Annotated in this window: 25 protein-coding genes; 10 read left to right on the top strand and 15 right to left on the bottom strand. The window is 43.2% G+C overall.

Features of this window, described 5'->3' with window-relative positions; all coding sequences use genetic code 11:
- Positions 1–40: 40 nt before the first annotated feature.
- The 10 genes from HMPREF9064_RS04130 to argR all read right to left on the bottom strand — a co-directional run bounded on the left by HMPREF9064_RS04130 (position 41) and on the right by argR (position 9,312).
- Entirely contained in the window at positions 41–1,411 is a 1,371-nt protein-coding gene (locus HMPREF9064_RS04130) for a sodium-dependent transporter (RefSeq protein WP_032997896.1), read from the bottom strand.
- Positions 1,412–1,427: 16 nt separating this feature from the next.
- The gene (gene nth / locus HMPREF9064_RS04135; protein WP_006718508.1) at positions 1,428–2,063 is read right to left on the bottom strand and encodes an endonuclease III; all 636 of its coding nucleotides are present in this window, start codon (positions 2,061–2,063) and stop codon (positions 1,428–1,430) included.
- The gene (locus tag HMPREF9064_RS04140; RefSeq protein ID WP_006718506.1) at positions 2,063–2,770 is read right to left on the bottom strand and encodes an electron transport complex subunit E; all 708 of its coding nucleotides are present in this window, start codon (positions 2,768–2,770) and stop codon (positions 2,063–2,065) included. Before HMPREF9064_RS04140 ends, nth begins: the two co-directional genes overlap by 1 nt.
- Positions 2,770–3,381 (bottom strand): electron transport complex subunit RsxG, encoded by a 612-nt coding sequence (gene rsxG / locus HMPREF9064_RS04145; RefSeq protein WP_032997895.1) that lies wholly within the window; start codon positions 3,379–3,381, stop codon positions 2,770–2,772. Before rsxG ends, HMPREF9064_RS04140 begins: the two co-directional genes overlap by 1 nt.
- Before the next feature lie 10 nt (positions 3,382–3,391).
- Positions 3,392–4,483, bottom strand: coding sequence for an electron transport complex subunit RsxD (gene rsxD, locus HMPREF9064_RS04150; protein WP_006718501.1), 1,092 nt, complete (start codon positions 4,481–4,483; stop codon positions 3,392–3,394).
- 9 nt (positions 4,484–4,492) lie between these two features.
- Complete coding sequence (rsxC, locus tag HMPREF9064_RS04155) at positions 4,493–6,598, bottom strand: electron transport complex subunit RsxC (protein WP_006718499.1); 2,106 nt, start codon at positions 6,596–6,598, stop codon at positions 4,493–4,495.
- Positions 6,599–7,192 (bottom strand): electron transport complex subunit RsxB, encoded by a 594-nt coding sequence (gene rsxB / locus HMPREF9064_RS04160; protein WP_006718496.1) that lies wholly within the window; start codon positions 7,190–7,192, stop codon positions 6,599–6,601.
- Complete coding sequence (gene rsxA / locus HMPREF9064_RS04165) at positions 7,192–7,773, bottom strand: electron transport complex subunit RsxA (protein WP_006718494.1); 582 nt, start codon at positions 7,771–7,773, stop codon at positions 7,192–7,194. Before rsxA ends, rsxB begins: the two co-directional genes overlap by 1 nt.
- A gap of 153 nt (positions 7,774–7,926) precedes the next feature.
- On the bottom strand, positions 7,927–8,820 hold the full coding sequence (locus tag HMPREF9064_RS04170; protein ID WP_006718492.1) for a TIGR01777 family oxidoreductase: 894 nt from the start codon (positions 8,818–8,820) through the stop codon (positions 7,927–7,929).
- 24 nt (positions 8,821–8,844) lie between these two features.
- On the bottom strand, positions 8,845–9,312 hold the full coding sequence (gene argR, locus HMPREF9064_RS04175) for a transcriptional regulator ArgR (RefSeq protein ID WP_006718490.1): 468 nt from the start codon (positions 9,310–9,312) through the stop codon (positions 8,845–8,847).
- Between the two features lie 255 nt (positions 9,313–9,567).
- Here argR and mdh point away from each other — a divergent pair, with 255 nt between their 5' ends.
- On the top strand, positions 9,568–10,503 hold the full coding sequence (mdh, locus tag HMPREF9064_RS04180) for a malate dehydrogenase (RefSeq protein ID WP_006718486.1): 936 nt from the start codon (positions 9,568–9,570) through the stop codon (positions 10,501–10,503).
- Positions 10,504–10,617: 114 nt separating this feature from the next.
- On the opposite strand, the gene HMPREF9064_RS04185 is transcribed toward mdh, so the two are convergent.
- Positions 10,618–11,637, bottom strand: coding sequence for a branched-chain amino acid aminotransferase (locus tag HMPREF9064_RS04185; RefSeq protein WP_006718485.1), 1,020 nt, complete (start codon positions 11,635–11,637; stop codon positions 10,618–10,620).
- A gap of 459 nt (positions 11,638–12,096) precedes the next feature.
- On the opposite strand from HMPREF9064_RS04185, the gene HMPREF9064_RS04190 reads away from it, so the two are divergent.
- From HMPREF9064_RS04190 to yfbR, 6 genes are all read left to right on the top strand, one after another.
- Positions 12,097–13,002, top strand: coding sequence for a transcriptional regulator GcvA (locus HMPREF9064_RS04190; protein WP_006718483.1), 906 nt, complete (start codon positions 12,097–12,099; stop codon positions 13,000–13,002).
- Positions 12,995–14,083 (top strand): 23S rRNA (cytidine(2498)-2'-O)-methyltransferase RlmM, encoded by a 1,089-nt coding sequence (gene rlmM, locus HMPREF9064_RS04195; RefSeq protein WP_006718481.1) that lies wholly within the window; start codon positions 12,995–12,997, stop codon positions 14,081–14,083. The genes HMPREF9064_RS04190 and rlmM overlap by 8 nt, the downstream gene beginning before the upstream one ends.
- Positions 14,084–14,216: 133 nt before the next feature.
- On the top strand, positions 14,217–14,669 hold the full coding sequence (gene nrdR, locus HMPREF9064_RS04200) for a transcriptional regulator NrdR (RefSeq protein ID WP_006718479.1): 453 nt from the start codon (positions 14,217–14,219) through the stop codon (positions 14,667–14,669).
- On the top strand, positions 14,669–15,793 hold the full coding sequence (gene ribD / locus HMPREF9064_RS04205) for a bifunctional diaminohydroxyphosphoribosylaminopyrimidine deaminase/5-amino-6-(5-phosphoribosylamino)uracil reductase RibD (protein ID WP_006718477.1): 1,125 nt from the start codon (positions 14,669–14,671) through the stop codon (positions 15,791–15,793). Before nrdR ends, ribD begins: the two co-directional genes overlap by 1 nt.
- 7 nt (positions 15,794–15,800) lie before the next feature.
- The gene (degS, locus tag HMPREF9064_RS04210) at positions 15,801–16,814 is read left to right on the top strand and encodes an outer membrane-stress sensor serine endopeptidase DegS (RefSeq protein ID WP_006718476.1); all 1,014 of its coding nucleotides are present in this window, start codon (positions 15,801–15,803) and stop codon (positions 16,812–16,814) included.
- 11 nt (positions 16,815–16,825) lie between these two features.
- Positions 16,826–17,422, top strand: a complete 597-nt coding sequence (gene yfbR, locus HMPREF9064_RS04215; RefSeq protein WP_032998154.1) for a 5'-deoxynucleotidase — start codon at positions 16,826–16,828, stop codon at positions 17,420–17,422.
- A gap of 66 nt (positions 17,423–17,488) precedes the next feature.
- Here the strand turns inward: yfbR and HMPREF9064_RS04220 are convergent, their stop codons facing one another.
- Positions 17,489–18,268: a TOBE domain-containing protein gene (locus tag HMPREF9064_RS04220; protein WP_006718472.1), complete on the bottom strand. Its 780-nt coding sequence runs from the start codon at positions 18,266–18,268 to the stop codon at positions 17,489–17,491.
- Between the two features lie 205 nt (positions 18,269–18,473).
- Here HMPREF9064_RS04220 and modA point away from each other — a divergent pair, with 205 nt between their 5' ends.
- The 3 genes from modA to modC all read left to right on the top strand — a co-directional run bounded on the left by modA (position 18,474) and on the right by modC (position 21,082).
- Positions 18,474–19,238 carry a molybdate ABC transporter substrate-binding protein gene (modA, locus tag HMPREF9064_RS04225; RefSeq protein ID WP_006718469.1) on the top strand — a complete coding sequence of 255 codons (765 nt, stop codon included), beginning with the start codon at positions 18,474–18,476 and terminating at the stop codon, positions 19,236–19,238.
- A gap of 67 nt (positions 19,239–19,305) precedes the next feature.
- Positions 19,306–20,034, top strand: coding sequence for a molybdate ABC transporter permease subunit (modB, locus tag HMPREF9064_RS04230; protein ID WP_006718467.1), 729 nt, complete (start codon positions 19,306–19,308; stop codon positions 20,032–20,034).
- A complete protein-coding gene (gene modC / locus HMPREF9064_RS04235) occupies positions 20,021–21,082 on the top strand; it encodes a molybdenum ABC transporter ATP-binding protein ModC (RefSeq protein WP_006718465.1) in 1,062 nt (353 codons plus the stop codon). Before modB ends, modC begins: the two co-directional genes overlap by 14 nt.
- Positions 21,083–21,198: 116 nt before the next feature.
- Here modC and HMPREF9064_RS04240 read toward each other — a convergent pair whose 3' ends face one another.
- Genes HMPREF9064_RS04240 through fdnG form a run of 3 tightly spaced genes read right to left on the bottom strand, consistent with a single transcriptional unit; the run spans position 21,199 to position 25,922 of the window.
- The gene (locus HMPREF9064_RS04240; RefSeq protein ID WP_006718463.1) at positions 21,199–21,912 is read right to left on the bottom strand and encodes a formate dehydrogenase subunit gamma; all 714 of its coding nucleotides are present in this window, start codon (positions 21,910–21,912) and stop codon (positions 21,199–21,201) included.
- On the bottom strand, positions 21,905–22,837 hold the full coding sequence (fdxH, locus tag HMPREF9064_RS04245) for a formate dehydrogenase subunit beta (RefSeq protein ID WP_006718461.1): 933 nt from the start codon (positions 22,835–22,837) through the stop codon (positions 21,905–21,907). The genes HMPREF9064_RS04240 and fdxH overlap by 8 nt, the downstream gene beginning before the upstream one ends.
- 1 nt (position 22,838) lies before the next feature.
- On the bottom strand, positions 22,839–25,922 hold the full coding sequence (gene fdnG / locus HMPREF9064_RS04250; RefSeq protein WP_155811788.1) for a formate dehydrogenase-N subunit alpha: 3,084 nt from the start codon (positions 25,920–25,922) through the stop codon (positions 22,839–22,841).
- Positions 25,923–26,019: the final 97 nt, after the last annotated feature.

The following is a 26,019-nucleotide window of genomic DNA, read 5'->3' as shown; positions in this document are numbered from 1 at the left end:
AAATAAAAAAGTGCGGTGAAAATTCACCGCACTTTTTTTGTTAAATCAGATTACTAATAAAAATTACCAAAATAATAAACGGCACGACAAATTTCACATAGTTAAACCAAATGTTGGTAAACGTAGAATTTGGGGTTGGTGACAGCTCTTTTTTCGCTTCATCTTTTAAGACGAAACCAACGAAAAGCGCGCAACCAAGTGCGGTTAACATAAACAGAATATTGCCGCTGACGAAATCGAAGGCATCGAAAATGCTTTTACCGAAGAAGGTCACGTCTTTCCACAGATTGTCGCCGAGAATTGCCGGCACGTTACCTAAAAGGAAAATCCCGCCGAGGGTTAAGATAATGGCTTTGCTACGACGCATTCTGAGTTTTTCTTGCAGGGCTGTAATAATCACTTCGTAAATGGTGATTGATGTGGTCAACGCAGCGATAAGCAATAAGCCAAAGAAGATAATCGCAAAGAATTTACCCGCCCATAAATGGGAGAACACAATCGGCAAGCTTTGGAACACTAAGGTTGGGCCTGCGTTTGGTTCAATACCGAAAGTGAACAAGGATGGAAAAATCATGAAGCCGGCTAACACGGCGATAATAGTGTTAGTGAAACCAGTGATAACCGCCGTTTGGATTAAATTTTCTTCTTTATTTAAGTAGCTAGAAAGGGTGATTAACACACCAAAACCTAAGCTTAAAGCGAAGAACACTTGACCTAATACAAAAATAAATAATTCAGCGGTGATTTTGGAGAAATCCGGTTTGAGGTAGAACGTAATCCCTTCCATGGCGCCCGGTAAGGTCACGTTGCGAATGACCATGCCGATTAAGAAAATAAACAGCAATGGCATTAAGTATTTCACTGAGCGCTCGATACCACCGATAATGCCTTTTGCCAAAATAATGTAATTCACCAATACGAAAAGTGCGGTGAACATGATGATTTCCACCGGACTGTTACTGATGTGTAAGTCATAGAAATCTTTAGCTACGTCTTTGGTGATCGGCGAAGAAATATCGAGAGTACCACTGATGAGATTGACGATATAGGTAATTACCCAGCCGCCAAGCACCATGTAATAAGCCATGATCCCGAATGCACCGAGTAAGCCCATGTAGCCGATGATTTTCCAGTATTTTGAAATGCCTTCACCTTTATCGTGGATTTTGTCACCGAAGGCATCAATGGAGTTGACACGTAAACGACGGCCAATCACGTTTTCCACTAAAATCATCGGGATCCCAATTAAAATCATGGCTAAACAGAACAGCATGACATAGGCACCGCCGCCGTGTTCTCCCACTAAATAAGGAAAGCGCCATGTTGCACCAAAGCCTACGGTTGCGCCGGCAACGGTAAGCACATAAGTTAAGCGACTGGACCAAGTTTGTCTTTCTGATTTTGTTGTCATAAGTTTTCCTGTATTTTTAATATTCTGTTTTATTTTTATATTCACATAAATCTTCAATCATGCACGCACCACAGCGAGGTTTACGTGCTACGCAAGTGTAACGTCCGTGCAAGATTAACCAATGGTGGACGTCCACTTTAAATTCGGCGGGCACGACTTTAATCAATTTTTCTTCGACTTTCACCACATCTTTGCCGGGAGCAAAGCCGGTGCGGTTACATACGCGAAAAATATGGGTATCCACGGCGATAGTTGGGTGTCCGAATGCGGTGTTTAAAACGACATTCGCGGTTTTTCTTCCTACGCCCGCAAGTGCTTCTAAGGCTTCGCGATCTTCCGGGACTTCGCCGTTATATTTTTCAATTAAGTCACGGCAGGTTTTAATGATGTTTTCTGCTTTGCTGTTAAATAAGCCGATAGTTTTAATGTATTCCTTTAAGCCATCTACGCCCAATGCCAAAATCGCTTGTGGCGTATTGGCAACGGGAAACAGCTTATCCGTCGCTTTATTCACCCCTTTATCGGTGGCTTGTGCCGACAAAATCACCGCAATTAATAATTCAAAGGGCGAGCTGAAATTCAGTTCCGTTGTTGGGTGCGGATTTGCGGCACGCAGACGTTTTAGAATCTCAATTCTTTTTTCTTTATTCATTATTTTTTACTGTCTATGATGTTTTTTAAGGCTAATAACAATGCCAGTCCAATAAACGCTCCTGGTGGAAGAATGGCAAGTAGCAGATTACTGTCGCTATGGAAAAATTCAATTCGCATAAATGCCGCCCAATCGCCTAGCAGATTTTCAATGCCGTCAAACAGGGTGCCGTTGCCGATAATTTCACGGATAGCACCAAGGGCGACTAAACCAAGCAACATGCCCAATCCCATAGAAAAACCATCCCATGCAGAATGGGCTATGCTGTTTTTAGAGGCGAAAGCCTCCGCACGACCGATTACAATACAGTTGGTGACGATAAGCGGAATGAAAATGCCGAGCGATTGATAAAGTTCGTAAGTATAAGCGTTCATCAGTAATTGCACCACCGTTACTGTGCTGGCGATGATCATGACATAAATCGGAATACGAATTGCATTTGGAATGTGTTTACGGAAAATGGATACCACCGTGTTGGTACAAGTAAGCACCAGCATAGTGGCTAAACCTAAACCCAGAGCATTGGTGACGGAGTTGGAGACTGCCAATAATGGACACAAGCCAAGCAGTTGTACCACCGTAGAGTTGTTGGTCCAAATGCCTTGAATGAAGATTGTTTTCCAAATGTTATTTTTATCTGAAATATTAACCGCACTTTGAGTGTCATTTGCTTGTGAGGTTTCTACGGTCTCATTTAATTTATCCATTATTCTTTCTCTTTCGGCAAGTTATCCAACATGGCAAGTGCCGCGCGTTTTACTTGGTTGACAACGGCACGTGGCGTAATTGTGGCGCCGGCAAATTGATCGAATTTCCCACCGTCTTTTTTTACCGCCCATTCTGCCGCTTTCTCTTGGCTGATGACTTGATGATCAAAACTCAAAATCCAATTGGAAATGCGCGTTTCGATTTTATCGCCCAACCCCGGTGTTTCATGATGTTCTGTAATTCGCACACCAAGCACTTCGCCGTCCGGTTTCATGCCGACTAAAATACGAATATCACCGGAGTAACCGTCATGGGCCACGCTTTCAAAGGCATAAGCGGTGATTTTGCCGTCTTTTTTGGCTGTACAGATTTTTTGAATAGCGACATTTTGCAATGCATCGATTTTCGGAACATAACAATCTTGTGTTAAATCGTTGGTAAAATAATCCTGTGGAATTACTTGCAATAACAACGCGCGTTGTTGCTCTTGCATTGCTTGAGCGATTTTATCTTTAGTTAAAAAATAAACCCCACTGGACATTGCCGTGCAACAAAATGCCACGAACGCTAACAACATAGCGGATTTTGAAGTAACTTTAATGGTTTGCATGGCGAAGTCCTTATTTCCGATGGCCGGCAACGCGCGGACGGGTGTAGTGGTCAATTAATGGCACACAAATGTTACTGAGTAAAATAGCGAATGCGACACCATCAGGGTAATTGCCGTAAAAACGGATTAAATATAGTAAGCTCCCCACGAGAACACCAAATACCAGTTTGCCTCGTGGCGTAATAGAGGAGGTAACAGGATCGGTGGCGATAAAAAATGCACCGAACATCATGGCACCGCTGAATAACTGTGCCGGTGCGGTTAAGTGTGCACCGTTGCCGAAGAGTTCGGTGAGCAAGCTCAATAGCGTAAAACTTCCTAGCATCGCCACCGGAATTTGCCAGTGAATCACCTTTTTCAGTATTAAAAAGATGCCACCTAGTAAAAAGGCCAAGTTAATTTGCCACCAACCTTGCGCAAAATCCCAACCGTTTTGCGTGAAAATCGGTAAGTTAGTCAATTCATAAAATGCCGCTTCGGAACATATCGCATCGGTTATGCAGGAACTTGCAGAAGAATAAAAGGTTCGTACGGTATCTAACGGTGTCGCTTGCGTAATGCCGTCAATGGACGCCGTTAATTGATGAAGACTAAAACCGTCGGAAGTCAGTCCGGAGAAAATCAACAATGCCGCATCATGAAAGGTCGGCGGCTCCGCCAATAACGCAATGGGCGGCATCCAAGTGGTCATTTGTAATGGGAACGATACGAGCAGCACCACATAACCCACCATGGCAGGGTTAAACGGATTCTGTCCCAAACCACCATAAACGTGCTTGCCCAAAATCACCGCACAAAATGTGCCAATAAGAATAATCCAATAAGGCGCATAAGGCGGAATCGCCACAGCAAGAATCAGTGCGGTTAAAATGACGCTAAAATCAGAAATATCGCTCAGCGCCGGTCTTTTGCGTAATAGCGAGACGCTCCATTCCAGCAATAACGCCAGTCCGATGGCTAACGCTGATTGAATCAATACGCCAAATCCAAAATAATAAATTTGCAAAATGATTGCCGGAATCATGGCGAGAATCACCCAAAACATCACGCGCGCCGTGAGTTTACCTGAATGGGTGTGGGGTGAACTGATCATCTTAAACATGTATATTCCTTAATCCTGTTCATTTTGTTGTACCTGTTGTGCGGCCTTTTTCGCTTTGGCACGCGCGAGTGCGGCAGCAATCGCAGCTTTGCGCGGATCCGTTTCTGCTGGATTTTCATCTGAAATTTGAACCGCACTTTGGTCTGTTGCCGGTTCGGCAGAGGTTACGGTTTCCCCTTGCTGCGCCGCTTTTTTCGCTTTGGCACGCGCGAGCGCGGCAGCAATCGCAGCCTTGCGCGGATCCGTTTCTGCCGGATGTTCATCTGAAATTTGAACCGCACTTTGTGCTGTTTCAGGTTCGGTAGAGGTTACGAGTTCCCCTCGCTGAACGGCTTTTTTCGCTTTAGAACGTGCGATAGCCGCCGCAATAGTGGCTTTGCGTGGATCCGTTTCTGCTGATTTTTCATCTGAAATTGGAACCGCACTTTGAGCTGTAGCCGATTCGGCAGATGCTACGGTTTCCGCTTGACGAGCTAATCGGCGTGCCTTGCGTTGTGCCATGATGTCGCTATTGTCAGGCTGAATATGGCCTTTTTCATCAATAAGGGTTTTTTGCTCAATTTGCGCATTTTCTGCAGACTCGGCTTTTTTCGCTTTTAAACGTTCTAAGGCAGCAGCGACCGGATCGACGCCTTTTTGCTGTGCTAATTCTTCACGGCGTGCTGCAGCGGCTCGTTGAGAACGCGCTTTGCGCTCTTGTTCTTCCCGTTCTAGGCGGGCTTGGCGTTGTTCAAAACGGATCTTCGCTTCTTCTGCTAATTTTGCTTTATGTTTAATTTCCCAAATTTTGGCTTTTTCTTGGCGGAAATATTGAATAAGCGGAATGTGGCTTGGGCAAACATAGGCGCACACACCACATTCAATACAGTCTTTGAGAGAATATTCTTCCGATTTTTCGTGATTTTCGCTTCGCGCAAACCAATAGAGTTGCTGCGGCATCAGTTTTACCGGGCAAGCGTCGGAACAGGCAGAACAACGGATACAGCTTTTTTCCTGTTCCGGTGGCGCATATTCAAAATGATCCGGTGCCAATAAGCAGTTTGCCACTTTGGTCATCGGCGCATTTAAGTCAGGTAGAATGACGCCCATCATTGGACCGCCCATGAAGACCGGGAAACGGTCGTCATATTGGTAGCCCGTTTCGCGCAATAAATGAGAAATTGGGGTACCGAAGCGTGCCCAATAATTGCCTTTATTAGGAATTTTATCGCCGGTGAGGGTGACAACGCGCTCAATTAAAGGCTCGTCATCAAGTACGGCACGTTTAATGGCAAAGGCGGTTCCCACGTTTTGCATGAGTACACCAATGCTATAAGAGCGTTGTCCGCTTGGTACTTCCATGCCGGTCAGTACTTGAATGAGTTGTTTTGCCGCGCCGGAAGGGTATTTAGTCGGAATGACGCGGATTTCAATATCATTCGCGCCATGTAACGCACGTTCTAAGGCGGATACGGCTTCAAGTTTATTGTCTTCTATGGCGATAACGACTTTTTCAGGGCGCAAAATATAACGCAAAATACGCACGCCCTCGATGATTTCACCGGCGTAATCGCGCATTAAGCGATCATCGCAGGTGATGTAGGGTTCACATTCTGCGCCGTTAATAATCAGCAGTTTAACCTGTTTTTCAGCAGAGTGAATTTTGGCGGCTGTCGGGAATACCGCGCCACCCAAGCCGGCAATACCTGCTTGATAAATTTTTTCAATCAGCTGTTCCCGAGTTTGGGTGAAAAAATCCTCGATTGGCATTTGTGGTCGCCATTGATCCAAGCCGTCTGCTTGAATATGTACGCAGGTTTCTGTCAATCCGGATGGGTGCGCAGCGACATAAGGGCCTACAGCAATGACTGTACCGGAGGTTGGTGCATGAATAGGTAAGGTGCGCCAGCCATCACCTTGTGTCAGTGGTTGTCCTTTGAGTACGCGATCACCGGGTTTTACCAATAGGTTTCCTGCTGTCCCGGCGTGTTGTTTTAGCGGGACATAAAAATCATCGGGCAGAGGAAGCGTGCGAATAGGCGTGCCGTTAGATTGGGACTTCATATCCGGTGGATGAATGCCACCATCAAATTCCCAAAGTTTGCCACTGTTGAAACGTGTTAATACATCCGCCATTTATTTCCCCACAATGATTTTCTTTTCAGCCGATGTGGTATCAACAATCGGAATTACTAGATTAGGATCGAATTTCCAATCCCAAGTATCAATATTTTTTTCGACTTTAATCATGGAAATACAGCTCGTTGGGCAAGGCTCAACACAAAGCTCGCAACCGGTACATAAATCAGGAATGATGGTATGCATGAGTTTATTGCTACCGATAATGGCATCCACTGGACAAGCCTGAATACATTTGGTACAGCCGATACACATATTCTCGTCAATAAAGGCGACTTTCGGTGTAGGATCTTCTGCTAAATCGTCTGTTTCCGGTGGTTCAACACCAAGGAGTTCGGCAATTTTAATGACAGTTGGTCTGCCGCCCGGAATACATTTCGTAATTATATCCCCATTGGCAATGGCTTCTGCGTAGGGTTTGCAACCGGGATAGCCACATTGTCCGCATTGGCTTTGCGGTAAAATCGCATCAATTTTTTCGACAATAGGATCGGCTTCGACTTTCAGTTTTACTGACGCAAAGCCCAAAATGGCGCCGAAAATCAGCGCCAATACAACAATGGCAATGAGAACATAATAGAAAGTCGCCATTATAGTTTCACCAATCCGGTAAAGCCCATGAAGGCGAGAGACATTAAGCCTGCCGTAATCAAGGCGATAGACGCCCCGCGAAATGGCATCGGCACATCAGCGGCAACCAGACGCTCACGCAATGCGGCAAATAAGACTAAAACTAAGGCAAAACCGGCAGAGGCACCAAAGCCATAAGCCACCGATTCCGTTAAATTATGCGCAAGATTAACGTTTAACAATGCCACGCCAAGCACAGCACAGTTGGTGGTAATGAGCGGTAGGAAAATCCCTAATAAACGATATAACATTGGGCTGGTTTTATTGATCACCATTTCGGTGAATTGCACCACCACGGCGATCACTAAAATAAAGACGAGTGTGCGTAAAAAAGTCGCATTTAATGGCGCGAGAATATAATTATCCACTAAATAGGAGCAAAGCGCCGCCACTGTCAGGACAAAGGTTGTTGCCAAGCCCATGCCGATAGCGGTTTCGATTTTTTTTGAGACGCCCATAAAAGGGCAGAGTCCAAGGAATTTCACCAACACGAAGTTATTAATCAATGCCGTGCCGATGATCAGTAGAATGTAATGTGTCATAGCGTTCAATTCGTTCGTATAAGCGGTGTATTATCGCCATTTATGGGCTTAAGAACAATAAAAAATTGGGAGAAATTCTAGCAAAAACCACCGCACTTTTTTATACGTCGAAAAGCGTATTTTGGAAAAGTGCGGTGGAAAATTCGAGAGATTTTATTTAGCAACGATTTCTTTCTGGAGGAATTGAGCAAGATCAGGATGCTCAAACTGGAACCCTTGAGCTAGCAAATGTTGCGGTATGAGATTTTGGCTGTCGAGTAATAAATCTGCACGTTCACCGAGCAGCAGTTTCAATATAAATGCCGGTGCGGTTGCCATGTGAGGGCGGCGCAAGGTTTCACCTAATAACACATTAAATTCGGCGTTACGTATGGCATGTGGTGCAACGAAATTAAATGCGCCCCGGCAATCGGTATTTTCCAATAAAAATAAAATGCCACGTACCATATCCTCTAAGGCAATCCAACCCCAGAACTGTTTGCCGGAACCTAGTTTTCCACCTAAGCCACAACGATATAACGGCAACATTTTTGCCAATGCACCACCTTTTGTACCAAGCACCATACCCGTGCGCACGAGGCATACTCGCGTGTTGGCTTTTAAGGCTGCGGCTTCCCACTGTTGACATAAGCGAGCGGCAAAATGATCTGCCGTTGGCGTATTTTCATCAATCCGTTGTTCACCCCAATCACCGTAATAACCCGTGGCGGAACCGGAAATAAAACATTGAGGCGGATCGTCACTACGATTTATCAGGTGTGCCAGTTTTTCTGTTAATGAAATGCGGCTAGATTCTAACCGCTCTTTTTGTGTGGTTGTCCATCGACGAGAAAATATCGGTTCTCCGGCTAAATTAATGACCGCATCAAACTGATTAAAATGCTGAAAGTAATCTAATGTATTAATGAATTCAATGTGATAGGAGAGTTGCTGTTTGGCTTTTGCCGGATGGCGCACCAAGGCGGTAATTTGATGATTTTTCGCCAATAATGAAGGAATCAACGCGCTTCCGATAAAACCGGTAGCTCCAGTAATGAGAATTTTCATGCAGTTTTTCTGTTTTTGTCGAACTTAAAGGGTATTTTCGAATAAGTCTTGAATACGCAACATTAAGTTATTGATGTCAGTTTCTTTGGTTGGTGTCACAAAAATGGTGTCATCCCCAGCAATATTGCCCAAAATGCCTTCCATTTTACTCACGGAATCCAGCAGACGCGCGATAAGTTGTGCTGCGCCCGGTGTTGTTCGAATGACGATCAACATGTTGTTATGATCAATGTCTAACACTAAATCTTTTAAGGAACTCCGCGTATTTGGCACGCTTAACTCACTTGGCAAGCAATAGACCATTTCCATGCGGGTATTACGGGTGCGAACCGCCCCAAATTTACTGAGCATACGGGAGACTTTCGATTGATTAACCGAGCTAAATCCCATTTTATGTAATTCGGTGACGATTTCACTTTGTGAACCGTATTTTTCTTGGCGCAATAGATCCTTGAATGCTTTTGTCAGGTTATCCGGATTTTCGTTTAACATGAACCTTTCTCTTATCAGATTAAAGTGGCTGAATTTTGCATAAAAATAGCGTTTTTAGCAAATAAATATTTACTTTATAAGGTGAAAGTGCGGTGGAAATTTAAGGCGTTTTTTATGACCTTTTTTACGGGGGAAAAAGAAAAAATTTGAGTTAGATCGCACATTTGAATTTGTCTGTTTGAATTTAAACGTTGGTAGGCGTACAATTTTTACAAATTTTTAACTACCCATTTCTTACTACATGAGGAGAATGAAATGAAAGTTGCAGTTTTAGGTGCCGCAGGCGGTATCGGTCAAGCATTAGCATTATTGCTGAAACTACAGTTGCCGGCAGGTTCCGAGCTATCACTTTATGATATTGCACCGGTAACCCCGGGCGTTGCTGTGGATATCAGCCACATTCCGACCGCGGTTAAAGTGGAAGGTTTTGCCGGTGAAGATCCGACACCTGCATTAAAAGGCGCGGATGTCGTGCTGATTTCTGCCGGTGTAGCACGTAAACCGGGAATGGATCGCTCAGATCTATTCAACATTAACGCAGGCATCGTACGTAACTTAATTGAAAAAGTCGCTGTGACCTGTCCGAAAGCATGCATTGGGATCATTACCAACCCGGTAAATACTACCGTTGCGATTGCAGCAGAAGTCTTGAAAAAAGCCGGTGTTTATGACAAACGTAAATTATTTGGCGTGACCACATTGGACGTAGTTCGTTCAGAAACCTTTGTTGCCGAATTAAAAGGCTTAAACGTTTATCGTACAACCGTGCCGGTGATTGGCGGACACTCCGGCGTGACCATTCTTCCTTTATTATCTCAAGTGCCATACGCTGAATGGAAAGAGGAAGAAATTGAACCATTAACTAAACGTATTCAAAACGCCGGTACTGAAGTGGTGAATGCTAAAGCTGGTGGCGGTTCTGCAACCTTATCCATGGCTCAAGCTGCGGCACGTTTTGCAAATGCGGTAGTACGCGGATTACAAGGCGAAACGGTGATTGAATGTAGCTATGTGGAAGGCGATGGCAAATATGCTCGCTTCTTTGCTCAACCGATTCGTTTCGGTAAAGAAGGCGTAGAAGAAATTCTGCCAATCGGTAAACTCAGCGCGTTTGAGCAACAAGCGTTAGACGCTATGTTACCGACATTGCGTGCAGATATTGAATTAGGCGAAAAATTTGTTAATCCATAATTCAACTGGAAAATAAAAAATCCCCGTAGCCCTAAGGTTATGGGGATTTTTTTCGGATGTAAATAAAAAGTGCGGTCGAATTTGACAGCACTTTTATCCTTTGGAAAGCAGAAATTAATCTACTTTTACAATCCAACCTTCCGGTGCTTCTACGTCACCGAACTGGATGCCGGTAAGTTCTTCATAAAGGCGTTTAGTGATTGGACCCACGTCAGTTTCTGAATAGAAAACGTGGAAGTCATCGCCATATTGAATGCCGCCGATAGGTGAAATAACCGCAGCTGTGCCGCAAGCACCCGCTTCGGCGAATTGGTCTAATTCATTGATATAGACATCACCTTCAATGGTTTCCATGCCTAAGCGTTCTTTGGCTAAATAGAGCAGTGAGTATTTGGTGATACTTGGCAAAATGGATGGCGAAAGTGGCGTGATGAATTTGTTATCGCGTGTGATACCGAAAAAGTTTGCCGCGCCCACTTCTTCAATTTTGGTATGGGTTTTCGGATCAAGATAAATGGCATCAGCAAATTTGCGTTCAGCGGCAAGTTCATGTGGTAATAAACTTGCAGCATAGTTTCCGCCCACTTTGACGCCACCGGTACCATGTGGTGCAGCGCGGTCATAATCGGTTACCAAGAAATTAGACGGTTTCATACCACCTTTGAAATAGGCGCCTACCGGGCAACAGAAAACGGAGAAAATGTATTCCGGTGCGGGGCGTACGCCGATGTTTTCACCGACACCGATAACGAATGGACGAAGATAAAGTGTGGCCCCGCTACCATATGGCGCAAGCCATTTTTCGTTGGCTTTGACCACTTCTTTACAGGCGCGGATAAATAATTCTGTCGGAACTTGTGGCATTAACAGGCGATCGCAGGTGTTTTGCATACGTTTCGCATTTTGATCCGGACGGAAAAGGTTGATTGAACCGTCTTTGCAACGGTAGGCTTTTAAGCCCTCGAAACATTGTTGTCCGTAATGCAGCGCGGTGGAACCTTCGTGAATATGCAATGTGCTGTCAGTGGTTAATTCACCATTGTCCCATTTGCCGTCTTTCCAATGGGCGATAAAACGATAATCTGTTTTGATATAACTGAATCCGAGATTTTTCCAATCAAGTAAGTCTGACATGGTTTTTCCTTAATATAGATTGAGATTTAAGTCGTTTTTAATCTACACCATTCCATCAGGATTGAAAATATTTTAGTCGTAAAAACAAATGAAAAGTTTAAGTGGGAAGACTCTCGTTTGTGGAAGAGGAATAGGGCAGGAAATAACAGCAGAACTATGTTAAAATCGCCCATAAAAAACACCGCTCTTTTAGGAGCGGTGTCTGGCGAAAATGCCAAAAATACAGGAAATGAAAAGAAAAAGTAACTTTCGTTACTTTGGTTTGGAAAAACCAAACAATATGCAAACACAACATCATACTTAATTCGAAAATCTTAACAGTTAAGAAATTGTGACTTAAGTATGGTTTCATTTTAAGTAGAATAAGTATAACGGGCAAAAGAGATTTTTTTATTAGATTGATAAAAAAAAGTAATCTGATTTAAATTTTTTCTAAGAAATGAATCATTGGGAAATAACATGTATAAACGTTTGCCACCTTTAAATTCGCTAAAAGCATTTGAGTCAGCCGCGAGATTTTTAAGTTTCACGAAAGCGGCGGATGAATTATTTGTGACGCAAGCAGCGATTAGCCATCAAATAAAAATTTTGGAAGATTTCTTAGGCGTTACGTTATTTAAACGTAAAAATCGTGCGCTGGAGTTAACTGATTTTGGCAAAGCCTACTATGCGGACATCACCAAAATTCTGCACCGTTTAGCGGAGGCGACGGATAAATTATTCGCTTTAAAAAATGATAAACATTTAACCATCAGTGTGCCGCAAACTTTTGGTATTCAATGGTTGGTGCCACGTTTAAGCGAATTTAATAAATTATATCCCGACATTGAAGTACGCTTAAAAGGTGTCGATCAAGATGAAGGCTTGCTTAGCCAAGACATTGATATTGCGATTTATTACGGCAAAGGCAACTGGGATAACTTACAAGTGGATCGTTTGGTGGAAGAGGATTTACTGGTGCTTGCTGCACCGAAATTATTGGCACAAAAACCAATTCATCAGCCACAGGATTTAAAACATCATACCTTGTTGCACATTCATGCCCGCGATAATTGGCAACATATGGCAAATTATTTGGCATTGGAAGAATTGAATATTCAGCAAGGCCCAATCTTTAGTCATACCTTCATGGCCTTGCAAGCGGCAATTCATGAACAAGGCATTGTGCTTGCCAATCGTATTTTAGCGCAACAAGAGCTAGACAACGGCAATTTACAACCGGTATTTGATACCCATTTGCGGGATCCGAAATCCTTTTATGTGGTCAATCATTTAGATAACAGTAATGATGAGCGCATTGTGGCGTTCCGTTCCTGGATTATTCAAACCATTAATCAAGAAGAAAATAAACAAGAAAATGAATAAGTTGGCATTATATTGTCGGATGGGATTTGAGCGCGAGTTGGCGGCAGAAATCACCGATAAAGCAGCAGAAAAAGGCGTCTTTGGCTTCGCCCGTGTGACCGAAAACAGCGGCTATGTAATTTTTGAATGTTATCAGCCCGGCGAAGCCGATTTATTGGCACGAGAATTGCCCTTTCAACAGCTGATTTTTGCCCGTCAAATGATCGTGGTTTCCGATTTGCTGACGGATTTACCACAACAGGATCGCATCACACCGATTCTTCAGCAATATCAACAGATTGCGGAGACCATCCCATTAACAAACAGCAATGAATTATGGGTAGAAACTGCCGATACGAATGAAGCGAAGGAATTGCTTGGATTTTGCCGTAAATTCACTGTGCCACTGCGCCAAGCGTTGAAAAAGCAAGGCTGGCTAAATGCAAAAAGTAACTTAAAGAGCGGTCTGACATTGCATGTTTTTTTCTTACAAAATAATACTTGTTATGTGGGCTACTCTTACAATCACAATCATTCCGCCCATTTAATGGGCATTCAACGCCTAAAATTCCCGGCAGATGCACCAAGTCGCTCTACATTAAAATTGGAAGAGGCGATTTTGAGTTTTATTCCGCGCCAAAAAGAAGCGGAATTGCTTAACGAAACCATGTATGCCGTGGATCTCGGTGCTTGCCCGGGCGGTTGGACATATCAGTTAGTGAAACGTGGTTTATTTGTATATGCCGTCGATCACGGCAAAATGGCAGCCAGTCTGCATGATACGGGGCGCATTGAGCATTGTGCGGAAGATGGCTTTAAGTTTCAGCCGCCGAAACGACGTAAAATTGATTGGCTAGTGTGCGACATGGTAGAGCAGCCAAGCCGAATTGCCGAGTTAATGGTGAAATGGCTGTTGAACGGTTGGTGTCATAGCATGATCTTTAATTTGAAGCTACCGATGAAAAAACGCTATGCGGAAGTACAACAATGTCTGCAATTTATTGCGGATAAATTGTCGCAGCAAGGGTTAAAATTCCAGTTACAGGCAAAACACCTGTATCACGATCGGGAAGAAATTACGGTTTACTTGCGTTTGCTATAAACGATTAGCGTGAAGTAAAACTTAAAAATTTTTGTTTTTTATACCGCATTTTGTGCAAATAATTTGTAAAATAACCGCGCTATTTACGCCAAAGTGCGGTTGTTTTTTTCGCTATTTATGATGGGAGACAAGTATGCGTTGTCCTTTTTGTTCGACAGAAGAAACCAAAGTGATTGACAGTCGTTTGGTTTCTGACGGTTTTCAGGTACGTCGCCGCAGAGAGTGCGGTCAGTGCCACGAACGTTTTACGACCTTTGAAACGGCAGAACTAATTGTGCCGAAAGTGATTAAAAATAACGGTAATCGTGAGCCGTTTAATGAAGATAAATTACGTCGAGGTATTCAACACGCCTTGGAAAAACGCCCCGTGAGTGCGGACGATGTGGAAAAAGCCATTAGCCGCATTATTCATAAATTGCGCGCGACCGGTGAGCGTGAAGTGCCAAGTAAATTGGTGGGTACGTTAGTGATGGAAGAATTAAAGAATTTAGATAAAGTGGCGTATATCCGTTTTGCCTCCGTCTATTTGAGTTTTGATAACATCAACGAATTTAGCCAAGAAATCGAAAACTTAAAGGATCATTGATGAACGAACCATTTAGCCCACAAGATGCCGCTTTTATGCAACTGGCGCTTGATTTAGCCAAACAGGGTGAATTCACCACAACGCCAAATCCTTCCGTGGGTTGCGTCTTGGTGAAAGACGGCGAGGTTGTCGGCAAAGGATTTCATGCGAAAGCCGGTGAGCCACACGCAGAAGTGATGGCATTACGTGAAGCTGGGGAAAAGGCACGTGGTGCAACCGCTTATGTCACCTTAGAACCCTGTTCTCATTTTGGGCGTACGCCGCCTTGTGCGAAAGGCTTAGTTGAAGCCGGCGTGAGTAAAGTGATTGCGGCGATGTGCGATCCGAACCCACAAGTGGCGGGCAAAGGGTTACAGATTTTAAGCGATGCAGGCATTCAAAGTGCGGTGGGATTATTGGAAGAAAATGCCGAACAGCTAAATAAAGGCTTTTTGAAACGCATGCGTACCGGCAAACCTTTCGTGCAATTAAAACTGGCCATGAGTATTGATGGCAAAACGGCCATGGCAAGTGGCGAAAGCAAATGGATTACCGGCGCGCAGGCAAGGGCGGATGTGCAGCAATATCGTGCCAAAGCTTCCGCGATCTTATCGACTTCACAAACGGTGCTGGCGGATGATCCCAGCTTAAATGTGCGTTGGGAAGAATTGCCGCTTGACGTAAAAGCCAGCTATGCACAAGAAAAACTACGCCAACCGGTGCGTGTGATTTTGGATTCTAGCCATAAAGTGCGGTCGGATTTTAAGGTGTTTTCAACGGAATCACCGGTTTGGTTGGTGGGCGAAGAGGATTATTCGCTGACAGATTTTCCGCCCTTTACGGATTACTTAAAATTAGACAGAAACCAAGGTGAAACGCGCTTGCAGTCATTGATGGCAGAGTTAGGCAAGCGTCAAATTAACACCCTTTGGGTGGAAGCGGGTGCGACGTTGGCAGGCGCATTAATTGCTGAAAATCTGGTGGATGAACTGATTATTTACATGGCGCCAAAATTGTTAGGCGATCAAGCCAGAGATTTATGCCATTTGCCTAATTTAACGCAACTTGCCGATGCGCCTTTATGGCAACTGCAATCTTGCGAACCTGTCGGCGATGATCTCAAGTTAATTTATATAAGAAAATGAGGAACTGATGCTAAAGAAACTTTTTCATTCGGCGATTATCGGCTTGGCTTCTGCTGCCGTGATTTTGTATGTCATGCCTAAAATCACTGACTCTCAACATGATGTTGCTTCTTATCGGGATGCTGTACGTATTGCCTCGCCTGCCGTGGTGAATGTTTATAATCAAGCCTTTACGTCCTCTTCTTCTCAGTTCCAAGTGAATAACCTCGGTTCTGGTGTGATCATGTCGAAAGACGGTTACATTCTGACCAACAAACACGTGATTCAAAATGCCGATCAAATTGTGGTGGCATTGCAAAATGGCAATATTTTTGATGCGGCATTAATTGGTTCAGATGCGTTAACGGATTTAGCCGTATTGAAAATCAAAGCGGATAACTTATCCACGATTCCACAAAATCCCAATCGCCCTGTGCATGTGGGCGATGTGGCGTTAGCCATTGGTAATCCATACAATTTGGGACAAAGTGTGTCGCAAGGGATTGTCAGTGCGGTAGGGCGTAGTGCGGTTGGTGAAGCACTGGGCCGCCAAAACTTTATCCAAACTGACGCATCCATTAACCGAGGTAATTCCGGTGGGGCGTTAATTAATTCTGCTGGTGAGCTATTGGGTATCAGCACATTGAGTATCGGCAAAACCGCCAATGAAATCGCGGAAGGCTTAAATTTTGCGATTCCTATTGATTTAGCCAATGACGTCATGAAAAAAATTATTCGTGATGGACGTGTCATTCGTGGTTATTTCGGTGTACAAACAGATATTTTATTTAGCAATGGGCAAGGGGCATCTTCGCAAGGTGTGCTCATCACCAGCATTATTCCGAATAGCCCGGCAGCAAAAGCAGGGTTACAGGCAGGCGATATCATTCTGAAAATCAATGAGGTCGAGGCACGTTCTCCGGCAGAAATGATGAAACTTATCGCGGATGTGCGTCCGAATACACAGGTTCAGGTTGAAATTTCCCGCTTGGGTCAAGTGTATAAGATTCCTGTAGTTATCGAAGAATATACCTTTAATTAATGGGTTGTGGCATGGAACAAATTAAAACCAGTCATTTTTTCGCTTGTTTGGATCGCTTAAGATTGATTCAGCGCTGGTCGCTCATGCGTAATATTGAACGAGAAAATTTGGCGGAGCACAGCTTGCAGGTGGCATTTGTTGCCCATGCGTTGGCGTTAATTAAAAACCGTTTTTACGGTGCCCAACTCAACGCAGATCGTATTGCCGTGATGGCGATGTATCACGACACCTCGGAAATTTTTACCGGTGATTTGCCTACACCCATTAAATATTTCAATGATGAGATAACGCATGCCTATAAACAAATTGAAACGGCGGCTGAGTTACATTTAATGAGTTTATTGCCGGAAGCATTGCAGACTGATTTTTTACCTTATTTGGATAATCAATGTTTTGCAGAGGAAGAAAAGCACATTGTTAAGCAGGCGGATTTAATTTGTGCTTATATTAAAGTGAAATTTGAGCTGGAAAATGGCAATCAGGAATTTAAATCGGCAAAAGTGCGGTTAGAAAAATTGATGGATCAATGGCAAAGCCCCGAAATGGATTATTTTTTACAGGTGTTTGTACCGAGTTTCGGCAAATCCATTGATGAAATTACATTGTAAATTTTTTTATTGCTTTTCTTACAAAAGTGCGGTGAAAAATCACCGCACTTTTTTTGTCTTTTGACATTAATAAAGCGTCGCAATAATCACTTGTTCCGGATCAACAGAAGTCCAAACGGACTGATTGATTTCCACATGTTGATCTTTGGTGAGCGTTGCACAGAACTCGATGTTTGAGCCTTCTAACACTAGAATCGCTTCACCGGCTTCACCTTTATCAATAATGGAGGTGACTGTCGCTTTAAATTGATTTGGCAAATTTTCTTGCGGATTGGCGGTAATTTTGACCCATGGTGCTTTAAACATCACCATTACTTCTTTGTCAGATTCAAGTTTTAAACGCACCGCACTTTTTTCAGTGATAGAGACAGTCAGCGGTTTGTCAAAATCTTCTAAAAGAATGTCAACAAAACAGTGAACATCTTCAAATCTTAATGCTTGTACTTTGCCGAAAAATTGGTTTCTGGCACTGGTTTGTAAAGAAAAACGCGCCATAGCAGAGAGCAAACTGTTTAACGGCACTTTTTCATCATGCAGAATATCAAAGGCTTTTTCTTGGGTTTGTTCTAATAAATCATAGAGTTTCAATAAACGTTGTGCATAAACGGTTAATGCCGTTCCGCCACCATTTCGCCCACCAATATTGCGTTCTAGCAATGGTTTGGGGCTAATTTTGTTCATGGCTTCAAGGTGATCCCAAGCGCTTTTATAACTGACATTGGCATTTTTAGCCGCTTGATTGATAGAACCGCATTTTTCAATTTCTTGTAATAAACGGATGCGTTTAGGATCGGCGAAAAGGGTTTCTTTCAGTTTGATGGTGAGTAAAATTTCTGTTCCGTTCATCGTGTTCCTCAAAATTGCGCTGACGACTATATGCGGCACATCATACTATATTTCTAAAAGAATAAGAATGTTTAACCCTACCTCCGAAAGGTTAGCGTATATTTTGTTTTTTAAATAATGGATTATACGCCTTTTATTTCTTTATTTTCGTTGTATAATTTGCGCTATATATAAATTATTAACCAACCAAAACGGAGTTTTTACTATGTTTAAATATTCAAAAATCGCTGCCGGTTTAGCGGCGGCTTGTTTAGCATTCTCTCTTTCTGCACAGGCGAAAGTGACTGTGTTTGCTGCTGCTTCCATGACCGATTCATTAAAACAAGTGGCAGAAGATTACAAAAAAGTAAATCCAAAAGAAGAAGTGGTCTTTTCTTTTGCTTCCTCTTCAACCTTAGCAAAACAAATTGAAGAAGGTGCACCAGCGGATTTATTTATTTCAGCCAGCACAAAATGGATGAAATACCTTTCAGAAAAAGGGTTAACGGTTAAAGAAACCGAAAAATTATTAGTGGGTAATGAACTGGTTTTAATCTCACAAAAAGACAGCAAATTACAAAACGTTGATATCGCAAAAGGTGAATGGATTAAGCAATTAAAAGATGCTTATTTGTCTGTAGGTGACCCTGCGCACGTGCCTGCCGGTCAATATGCGGAAGAAGCGTTAACCAAATTAAACTTATGGGATCAAGTCAAAGACAAATTAGCTCGTGCCAAAGACGTGCGTGCGGCATTAGCCTTAGTTGAACGTGGTGAAGCACCTTTAGGTATTGTGTACGCAACCGATGCGAAAGTGAGCAAAGAAGTGAAAGCGATTGGCGTGTTCCCACAAGATTCTTACAAACCGGCGGATTATCCTGTTGCGATTTTAAAAGATCACAACAATGCGGAAACGCAAGCATTCTTGAAATACTTACAATCGCCTGAAGCGAAAAAAGTATTTGCGGATTACGGTTTCTCTGTAAAATAAGCAGACTCGCTTTGACTCATTAAGCGTAGCCATAGTGCTACGCTTTGTTTATATAGGGAATTGAATTTTGCTTACAGAGTTTCTGGTGTTATTAGGCTTGAGCCCATTAGAAATCGATGCCATTCGCCTGAGTTTAGAAGTCTCCGTCAGTGCTATGGTATGGAGTTTGCCTGTTGCCGTTTGGGTGGCATGGCTTTTGGCACGAAAAGATTTTTATGGCAAATCCATTGTGGGCGGGATTATTCACTTGCCTTTGGTGTTGCCGCCGGTTGTCATTGGTTATCTCTTACTGGTTGCCATGGGACGCAATGGCTTTATCGGTAAATATTTACATCAATGGTTCGGGTTGACCTTTGGATTTAGCTGGAAAGGGGCGGTGTTAGCTTCTGCGGTGGTGGCATTCCCTTTGGTTGTGCGTGCTATTCGACTTTCCCTTGAAAGTATTGATTTAAAATTGGAACAGGCCGCCAGAACACTGGGGGCTTCTGCGTGGCGGGTGTTTTTAACCATCACGTTACCGTTATCTTTACCTGGCATTCTTGCCGGAATCGTGCTTGGTTTTGCCCGCTCTTTAGGGGAATTTGGTGCCACCATTACCTTTGTGTCCAATATTGCCGGCGAAACCCAAACCATTCCCTTGGCTATGTATTCCTTTATTCAAACACCAGGCGCAGAAGAACAAGCGGCTCGGTTATGTGTCTTTGCCGTGATTTTATCGCTGATTTCTTTATTGTTATCAGAATGGTTGGCAAAACGTATGCAAAAAAGATTAGGACAAAGTGATGCTACACATTGATGTAAAAAAACAGTTAGGCACTTTATCCCTCGAAGCGCATTTAGATATTCCATCACAAGGCGTTACCGCACTTTTTGGATTGTCCGGCTCGGGGAAATCTTCCCTCATTAACCTTGTCAGCGGATTGATTAATCCGGATGAAGGCGTGATTTCGTTAAATGATCGTGAATTGTTCAATTCGGCAGAAAATGTGTGTGTGCCGATCAATCAGCGCAACATAGGTTATGTTTTTCAGGATGCCCGTTTATTTCCTCATTATACGGTGAATGGCAACTTGCGTTATGGCATGAAAAATACCAGTAAAGATGAATTTAACTATATTGTTGAGTTGCTAGGTATCGGCCATTTGTTAAAACGTTATCCGATAACGTTGTCCGGTGGTGAAAAACAGCGTGTGGCTATTGGACGTGCTTTGTTAACCGATCCGGAAATTTTATTAATGGACGAACCGCTTTCTGCGTTGGATTTACCGCGTAAACGTGAATTGATGAATTATCTGGAACGGCTATCAAAAGAAATTAACATTCCGATTTTATATGTGACTCACAGTCTTGATGAATTGTTGCGTTTAGCCGAGCGGGTTGTATTGCTGACTAACGGCAAAGTTGAAGCTTATGATGTGTTGGAAAGTATTTGGGAAAGTCCGCTGTTTCTTCCTTGGAAACAGGAAAACGAACAAAGTGCGGTGCTTTCTTTGCCTGTTTTTATGCATAATCCATCTTATAAAATGACCGCACTTTCGATTGGCGATCAGAACATTTGGATTAATCAAGTTGAGGCGCAGATCAATGAGAAAGTCCGAATTTGCATTCATAGTTCTGATGTGTCGATTAGTTTGAATAAAGTAGAACAATCTAGTATTCGCAACACGTTGTATGGACGGATTGTTAAGATTTTAGAGCTGGAAAATCGAGTAGATTTAAAACTGGATATTGGCGGAAAACACCTTTGGGCAAGTATCAGTAAATGGTCTTTCCATGATTTAGCGTTACAACTGGGACAATTGGTTTATGCGCAAATTAAAACGATTTCCGTGATGTCGGCGTAATTTTATTTATACATACAAAAACAGCACCTTTAAGGTGCTGTTTTCTTTTCTTTAATGGTTTGCTTCAACAAGAAGTGCGGTCAAAATTTATTGCGTTTTTTAACCGCACTTTAAGATTAGCTAAATTTCTTAAAGATGACTTTGGTCTTTTCGCCTTTCTCTTCCCGTACAACGTCTTTTTCTAACTCAGGAAGTACTTCTTCGCGATACCATTTCGGGTGGTGTTTTTTCGCCCAGCGAACGGTTACCCAGCCTTCAACGACACCACGAATGGAGCCTTTCACCCAGAATGCCATGTACATGTGTACTAGGATACCGGTGAACAACATAAAGGCACAAACAGAGTGCAATAAGATGGCGATACGCAACACCGGAATAGAGAAGTGGTGCGAGAAGTATTGACGCCACATAATGATGCCGGAGCCCATTAAGGTAAACATGGCAAGGATTAATGTCCAGAACAACATTTTTTGACCCAAGTTATATTTACCGTTATCAGCAACAGCGTGCTCGTTACCTTTTAAGACTTCAAGCATTCCTTTCGCCCAACGAATATCGTTTTTCTCCGGAATGTTATGGTGCCAGTAGAGTGAACATAAGAACACAAAGGCAATAAACATTAAAATACCGGTGAACGGGTGAATCGCACGGGCAAGTTGTGGTGTACCAAGAATTTCCGTTAACCATGCAAAGTCAGGGAAGAAGAACGCTACCCCGGTAAACATGGTTAAGAAGAAACTGATTACCAAGAACCAGTGACTTAGACGCGCCGGGAGTTTATGACGAATGATACGGGTATCATTGGTAATCTCAAATTTACCTTTATTCATCTTTTTTGCCTCCCTCTACATCTTCAAATTCTTCGTGATGATCTTCAACATCTTCTTCCTCATTCGGGCCTACTGTGAGGTAGTGACCGATTTCAGCAAGTGCAAGACCACCCATGGCAACCGCAGCAACCGGTTTCAGGATGTCTTTCCATAATGTAACGGTTGTGTCGATTTGCGGATCTTTCGGTAAACCGGAATACAATTCAGGTTTATCTGCATGGTGTAATACATAGATTACATGCGTACCACCGACGCCTTCCGGATCGTAAATGCCGGCATTTTCATAGCCGCGCGCTTTAAGATCTGCAACACGTTGTTCCGCGTAGATTTTCATTTCTTCTTTGGAACCGAAACGAATTGCACCGGTCGGACAGGTTTTCACACAAGCAGGTTCTTGACCCACAGAAACACGGTCAACACAAAGGGTACATTTGTACACACGGTTGTCTTCCGGATTCATGCGTGGAATGTTGAACGGACAACCTGCGATACAGTAACCACAACCGATACATTTGTCAGATTGGAAATCCACGATACCGTTCGCATACTGGATGATCGCACCCGGTGCCGGACAAGCTTTTAAACAGCCCGGTTCTTGACAGTGCATACAACCATCTTTACGGATTAACCATTCTAAACGATCATTTTCTTCCACTTCATTGAAGCGCATCACCGTCCATGCTTTTGCATTGAGGTCAACCGGGTTGTCATAAATCCCCAAACATTGGGCATTCACGTCAGAACGAATATCATTCCATTCCGAACAACCTACCTGACAGGCTTTACAACCAATACAGGTGGATACATCAATGAGTTTTGCCACTTCAACTTTGTGATCACGCGCACGTGGCGGCTCAGTTAAGCCTGATGTAGCGGAGATCTTGATAATGTCTTGCGTTTGAACGCCTTGAGCAGTTCCAGCCATGTTATACCTCCGCCTTCTCAATATTAACTAGGAATGTTTTGTATTCCGGGGTTTGTGTGACTGATTCACCCCAAGATGGCGTTAAGGTGTTGGAGGAGAAACCACGGTTACCTTTACCATTTAATACTTTCATATTCCAGTGAATTGGGATACCTACATGGTGTACTGTTCTTCCGTCAATTTCTAACGCTTTCAAACGTTTTGTCACCACAGCAACAGCTTTGATATAACCACGACGAGAGGTAACTTTTACCATATCGCCTTTTTGGATGCCTTTTTCTGCTGCAAGTGCCTCACCGATTTCCACAAATTGTTGTGGTTGCGCGATGATGTTTAATGCCGCTTGTGCCGTCCAGCTGTGGAAATGCTCGGTTAAACGATAAGTTGTTGCGACAAACGGATACTCTTTATTTGAACCGATAAACTCACGGTCTTCTTTATAAATACGTACCGTTGGATCTGTTACAACACTTGGGTGTAACGGGTTCGTATCAATTGGACTTTCAATCGGTTCATAATGCTCCGGTACCGGTCCACTATTGACTTTATCAACAGCGAATAAACGACCAACACCTTCAGCAGACATGATAAACGGACCTGCATCAGAACCTGGTGGTTGTGTGCCATAGTCAGCAATATCAAACCAGTTCCAGTTTTTGCCGTTCCATTTGATCAACTGACGGTGTTTATCCCATGGATTACCGTTAATGTCTAAAGACGCACGGTTATAAAGCACGCGACGGTTTGCCGGCCATGCAAAGCTCCAACCTACGGTGCAACCTAATCCTGAAGGGTCAGAATTATCACGATTTGCCATTTGGTTACCTTTTTCTGTCCATTGACCAACATAGAGCCAGTTTCCAGATGTGGTAGTACCGTCATCTCTTAAGTGAGCAAATCCATTTAATAATTGACCTTTCTTATAGATGAGATTGTTATTCGCATCATAAAGATCCTCAAGTGCATAACCATTAAGCTCTTTGGCTAGTTCAACTGAGCTTGGTGAATGTGGTTGAGCATAATTCCAGGTCATCGCTTCAAAAGATTCAATACCACGACCACCTTCTTTCTTGTAAAGCTCATGCATTTCTTCACGGAGCATAGATAAAATCTCTGCATCCGGTAAGGCTTCGCCTGGTTGATCGCAAGATTTTTGGTGCCATTGTGCCCAACGACCTGAGTTAGCGATAGAACCATCTTCCTCTGCGAAACAGGTTGTAGGTAAACGGAATACCTCAGTTTGAATTTCTGCTGGATTTACATTGTTAGATTCACCAAAGTTTTTCCAGAACTCAGAACTTTCGGTTTGCAATGGATCCATAACGACTAAGTATTTCAACTTACTCATACCCGCAACAGTTTTGTTTTTGTTCGGTAATGAGTTTAATACGTTGAAACCTTGTAAAATCCAGCCGTTTAATTCACCGTCATGCATCATTTTGACATGAGTAATCGGGTCATAGATGCGATCGACTTTTGGTAAGAAGTCAAAGCCCCAGCCATTCTCTTTTGTTGCTTTATCTCCGTAGAAGGTTTTCATCATACTTACGAAGAATTTTGAGGTATTACGATAATAGTTGACTTGATTAGGCACGATATCTTTCGGCGTAATCGCATTCATATATTGTTCATAAGAGGTTTCTTTTTCGTTTGGTAAACGCATATAGCCTGGCAACATTGTTGGTAACAAGCCCATATCGGTTGTACCTTGTACGTTTGAGTGACCACGTAATGCGTTAATACCACCACCCGGCATACCAATATTACCTAAAAGTAATTGGATCATCGCCATGGAGCGAATATTTTGCGTACCGATTGTGTGTTCAGTAAAGCCAAGCGCATATAAGTGCGTCATGGTTTTATTTGGTGCCGATGTTTTACCGATTTCTTCACAGATTTGTAAGAAGGTTTTTTGTTTTACACCGGTAACTTTTTCAACCATTTCCGGGGTATAGCGGGAAACATGTTCTTTTAATACGTTAATGACACAACGTGGGTGTTGTAATGTCATATCACGTTTAGCATGACCATTTTCATCAAATTGGTAGTTCCAAGTTGATTTATCATACTTACCTTTTGCTTCGTCAAATCCGGAGAATAGACCGTCTTCGAACTTATAGCCTTCATTCACTAAGAAGGATGCATTGGTATAGTGTTTAACGTATTCGTGTTGAATTTGATTGGTTTCCAATAAGTAACGGATCACACCCATTAAGAATGCAATGTCAGAACCGGAACGAATTGGTGCGTGAAGGTCAGCTACGGAAGCTGTACGGTTAAAGCGCGGATCGACAACGATGATTTTCGCACCGTTTTTCTTCGCTTCAATGACCCAACGGAAGCCAACAGGGTGAGCTTCAGCAGGGTTACCGCCTTGAACAAGAATAAGATTGGCGTTTTTGATATCAACCCAGTTGTTTGTCATGGCACCGCGACCAAATGATGGAGCAAGACTTGCTACCGTTGGTCCGTGTCAAGTATTCGCTTGGTTACATACCGGAAGCATCCCTAACATGCGAATCCACTTATGGGTTAGCAATGCAGCTTCATTACTAATTGCCGATGCCGTCATAATCCCCGTGGTTGTCCAACGGTTGACGATATTGCCTTCGGCATTTTTCTCAACAAAGTTGGCATCGCGGTCATCTTTCATTAAGCGGGCAATGCGTTTAATGGCGTCTTGCCAAGAAATGCGCTCCCATTTATCAGAGCCCGGTGCACGATATTCCGGATATAAGGTCCGGCTTTCGCTATTTACGAAGTCTAAGGCACCGGCACCTTTAGGGCATAACGCACCACGGCTGATCGGATGATCCGGGTCGCCTTCGATATGGAATAATTTAGAACGGGTATTTGTCGCGGTGTGACCACTTATGGTATTAGATGGTGTACCTGTACTGTACATCAACATACCGCAACTTACCGAGCAGTATGTACAGGTTTGACGCGATTCTTTCGCACGCAATAGTTTGTATTCGCGTGGCGCAGCTAAGGCCGTAGCCGGAGCAAAGCCTAACATCGCAACCGATGTTCCTGCCATACCGCCGGCACAGACCTTGAAGAATTTTCTTCTTGAGATCTGCATAAACACTCCCCACAATCAACAAAATTTGTTGTTGTTTTCAGTTTGATAGTTTTAAATTTGTATTTAACTAGATAATCTGATGGTCGTTTTTGTTAAA

The sequence above is a fragment of the Aggregatibacter segnis ATCC 33393 genome (assembly GCF_000185305.1).
Lineage (GTDB): Bacteria > Pseudomonadota > Gammaproteobacteria > Enterobacterales > Pasteurellaceae > Aggregatibacter > Aggregatibacter segnis.
This window is presented reverse-complemented; position numbering and strand designations above follow the sequence as displayed.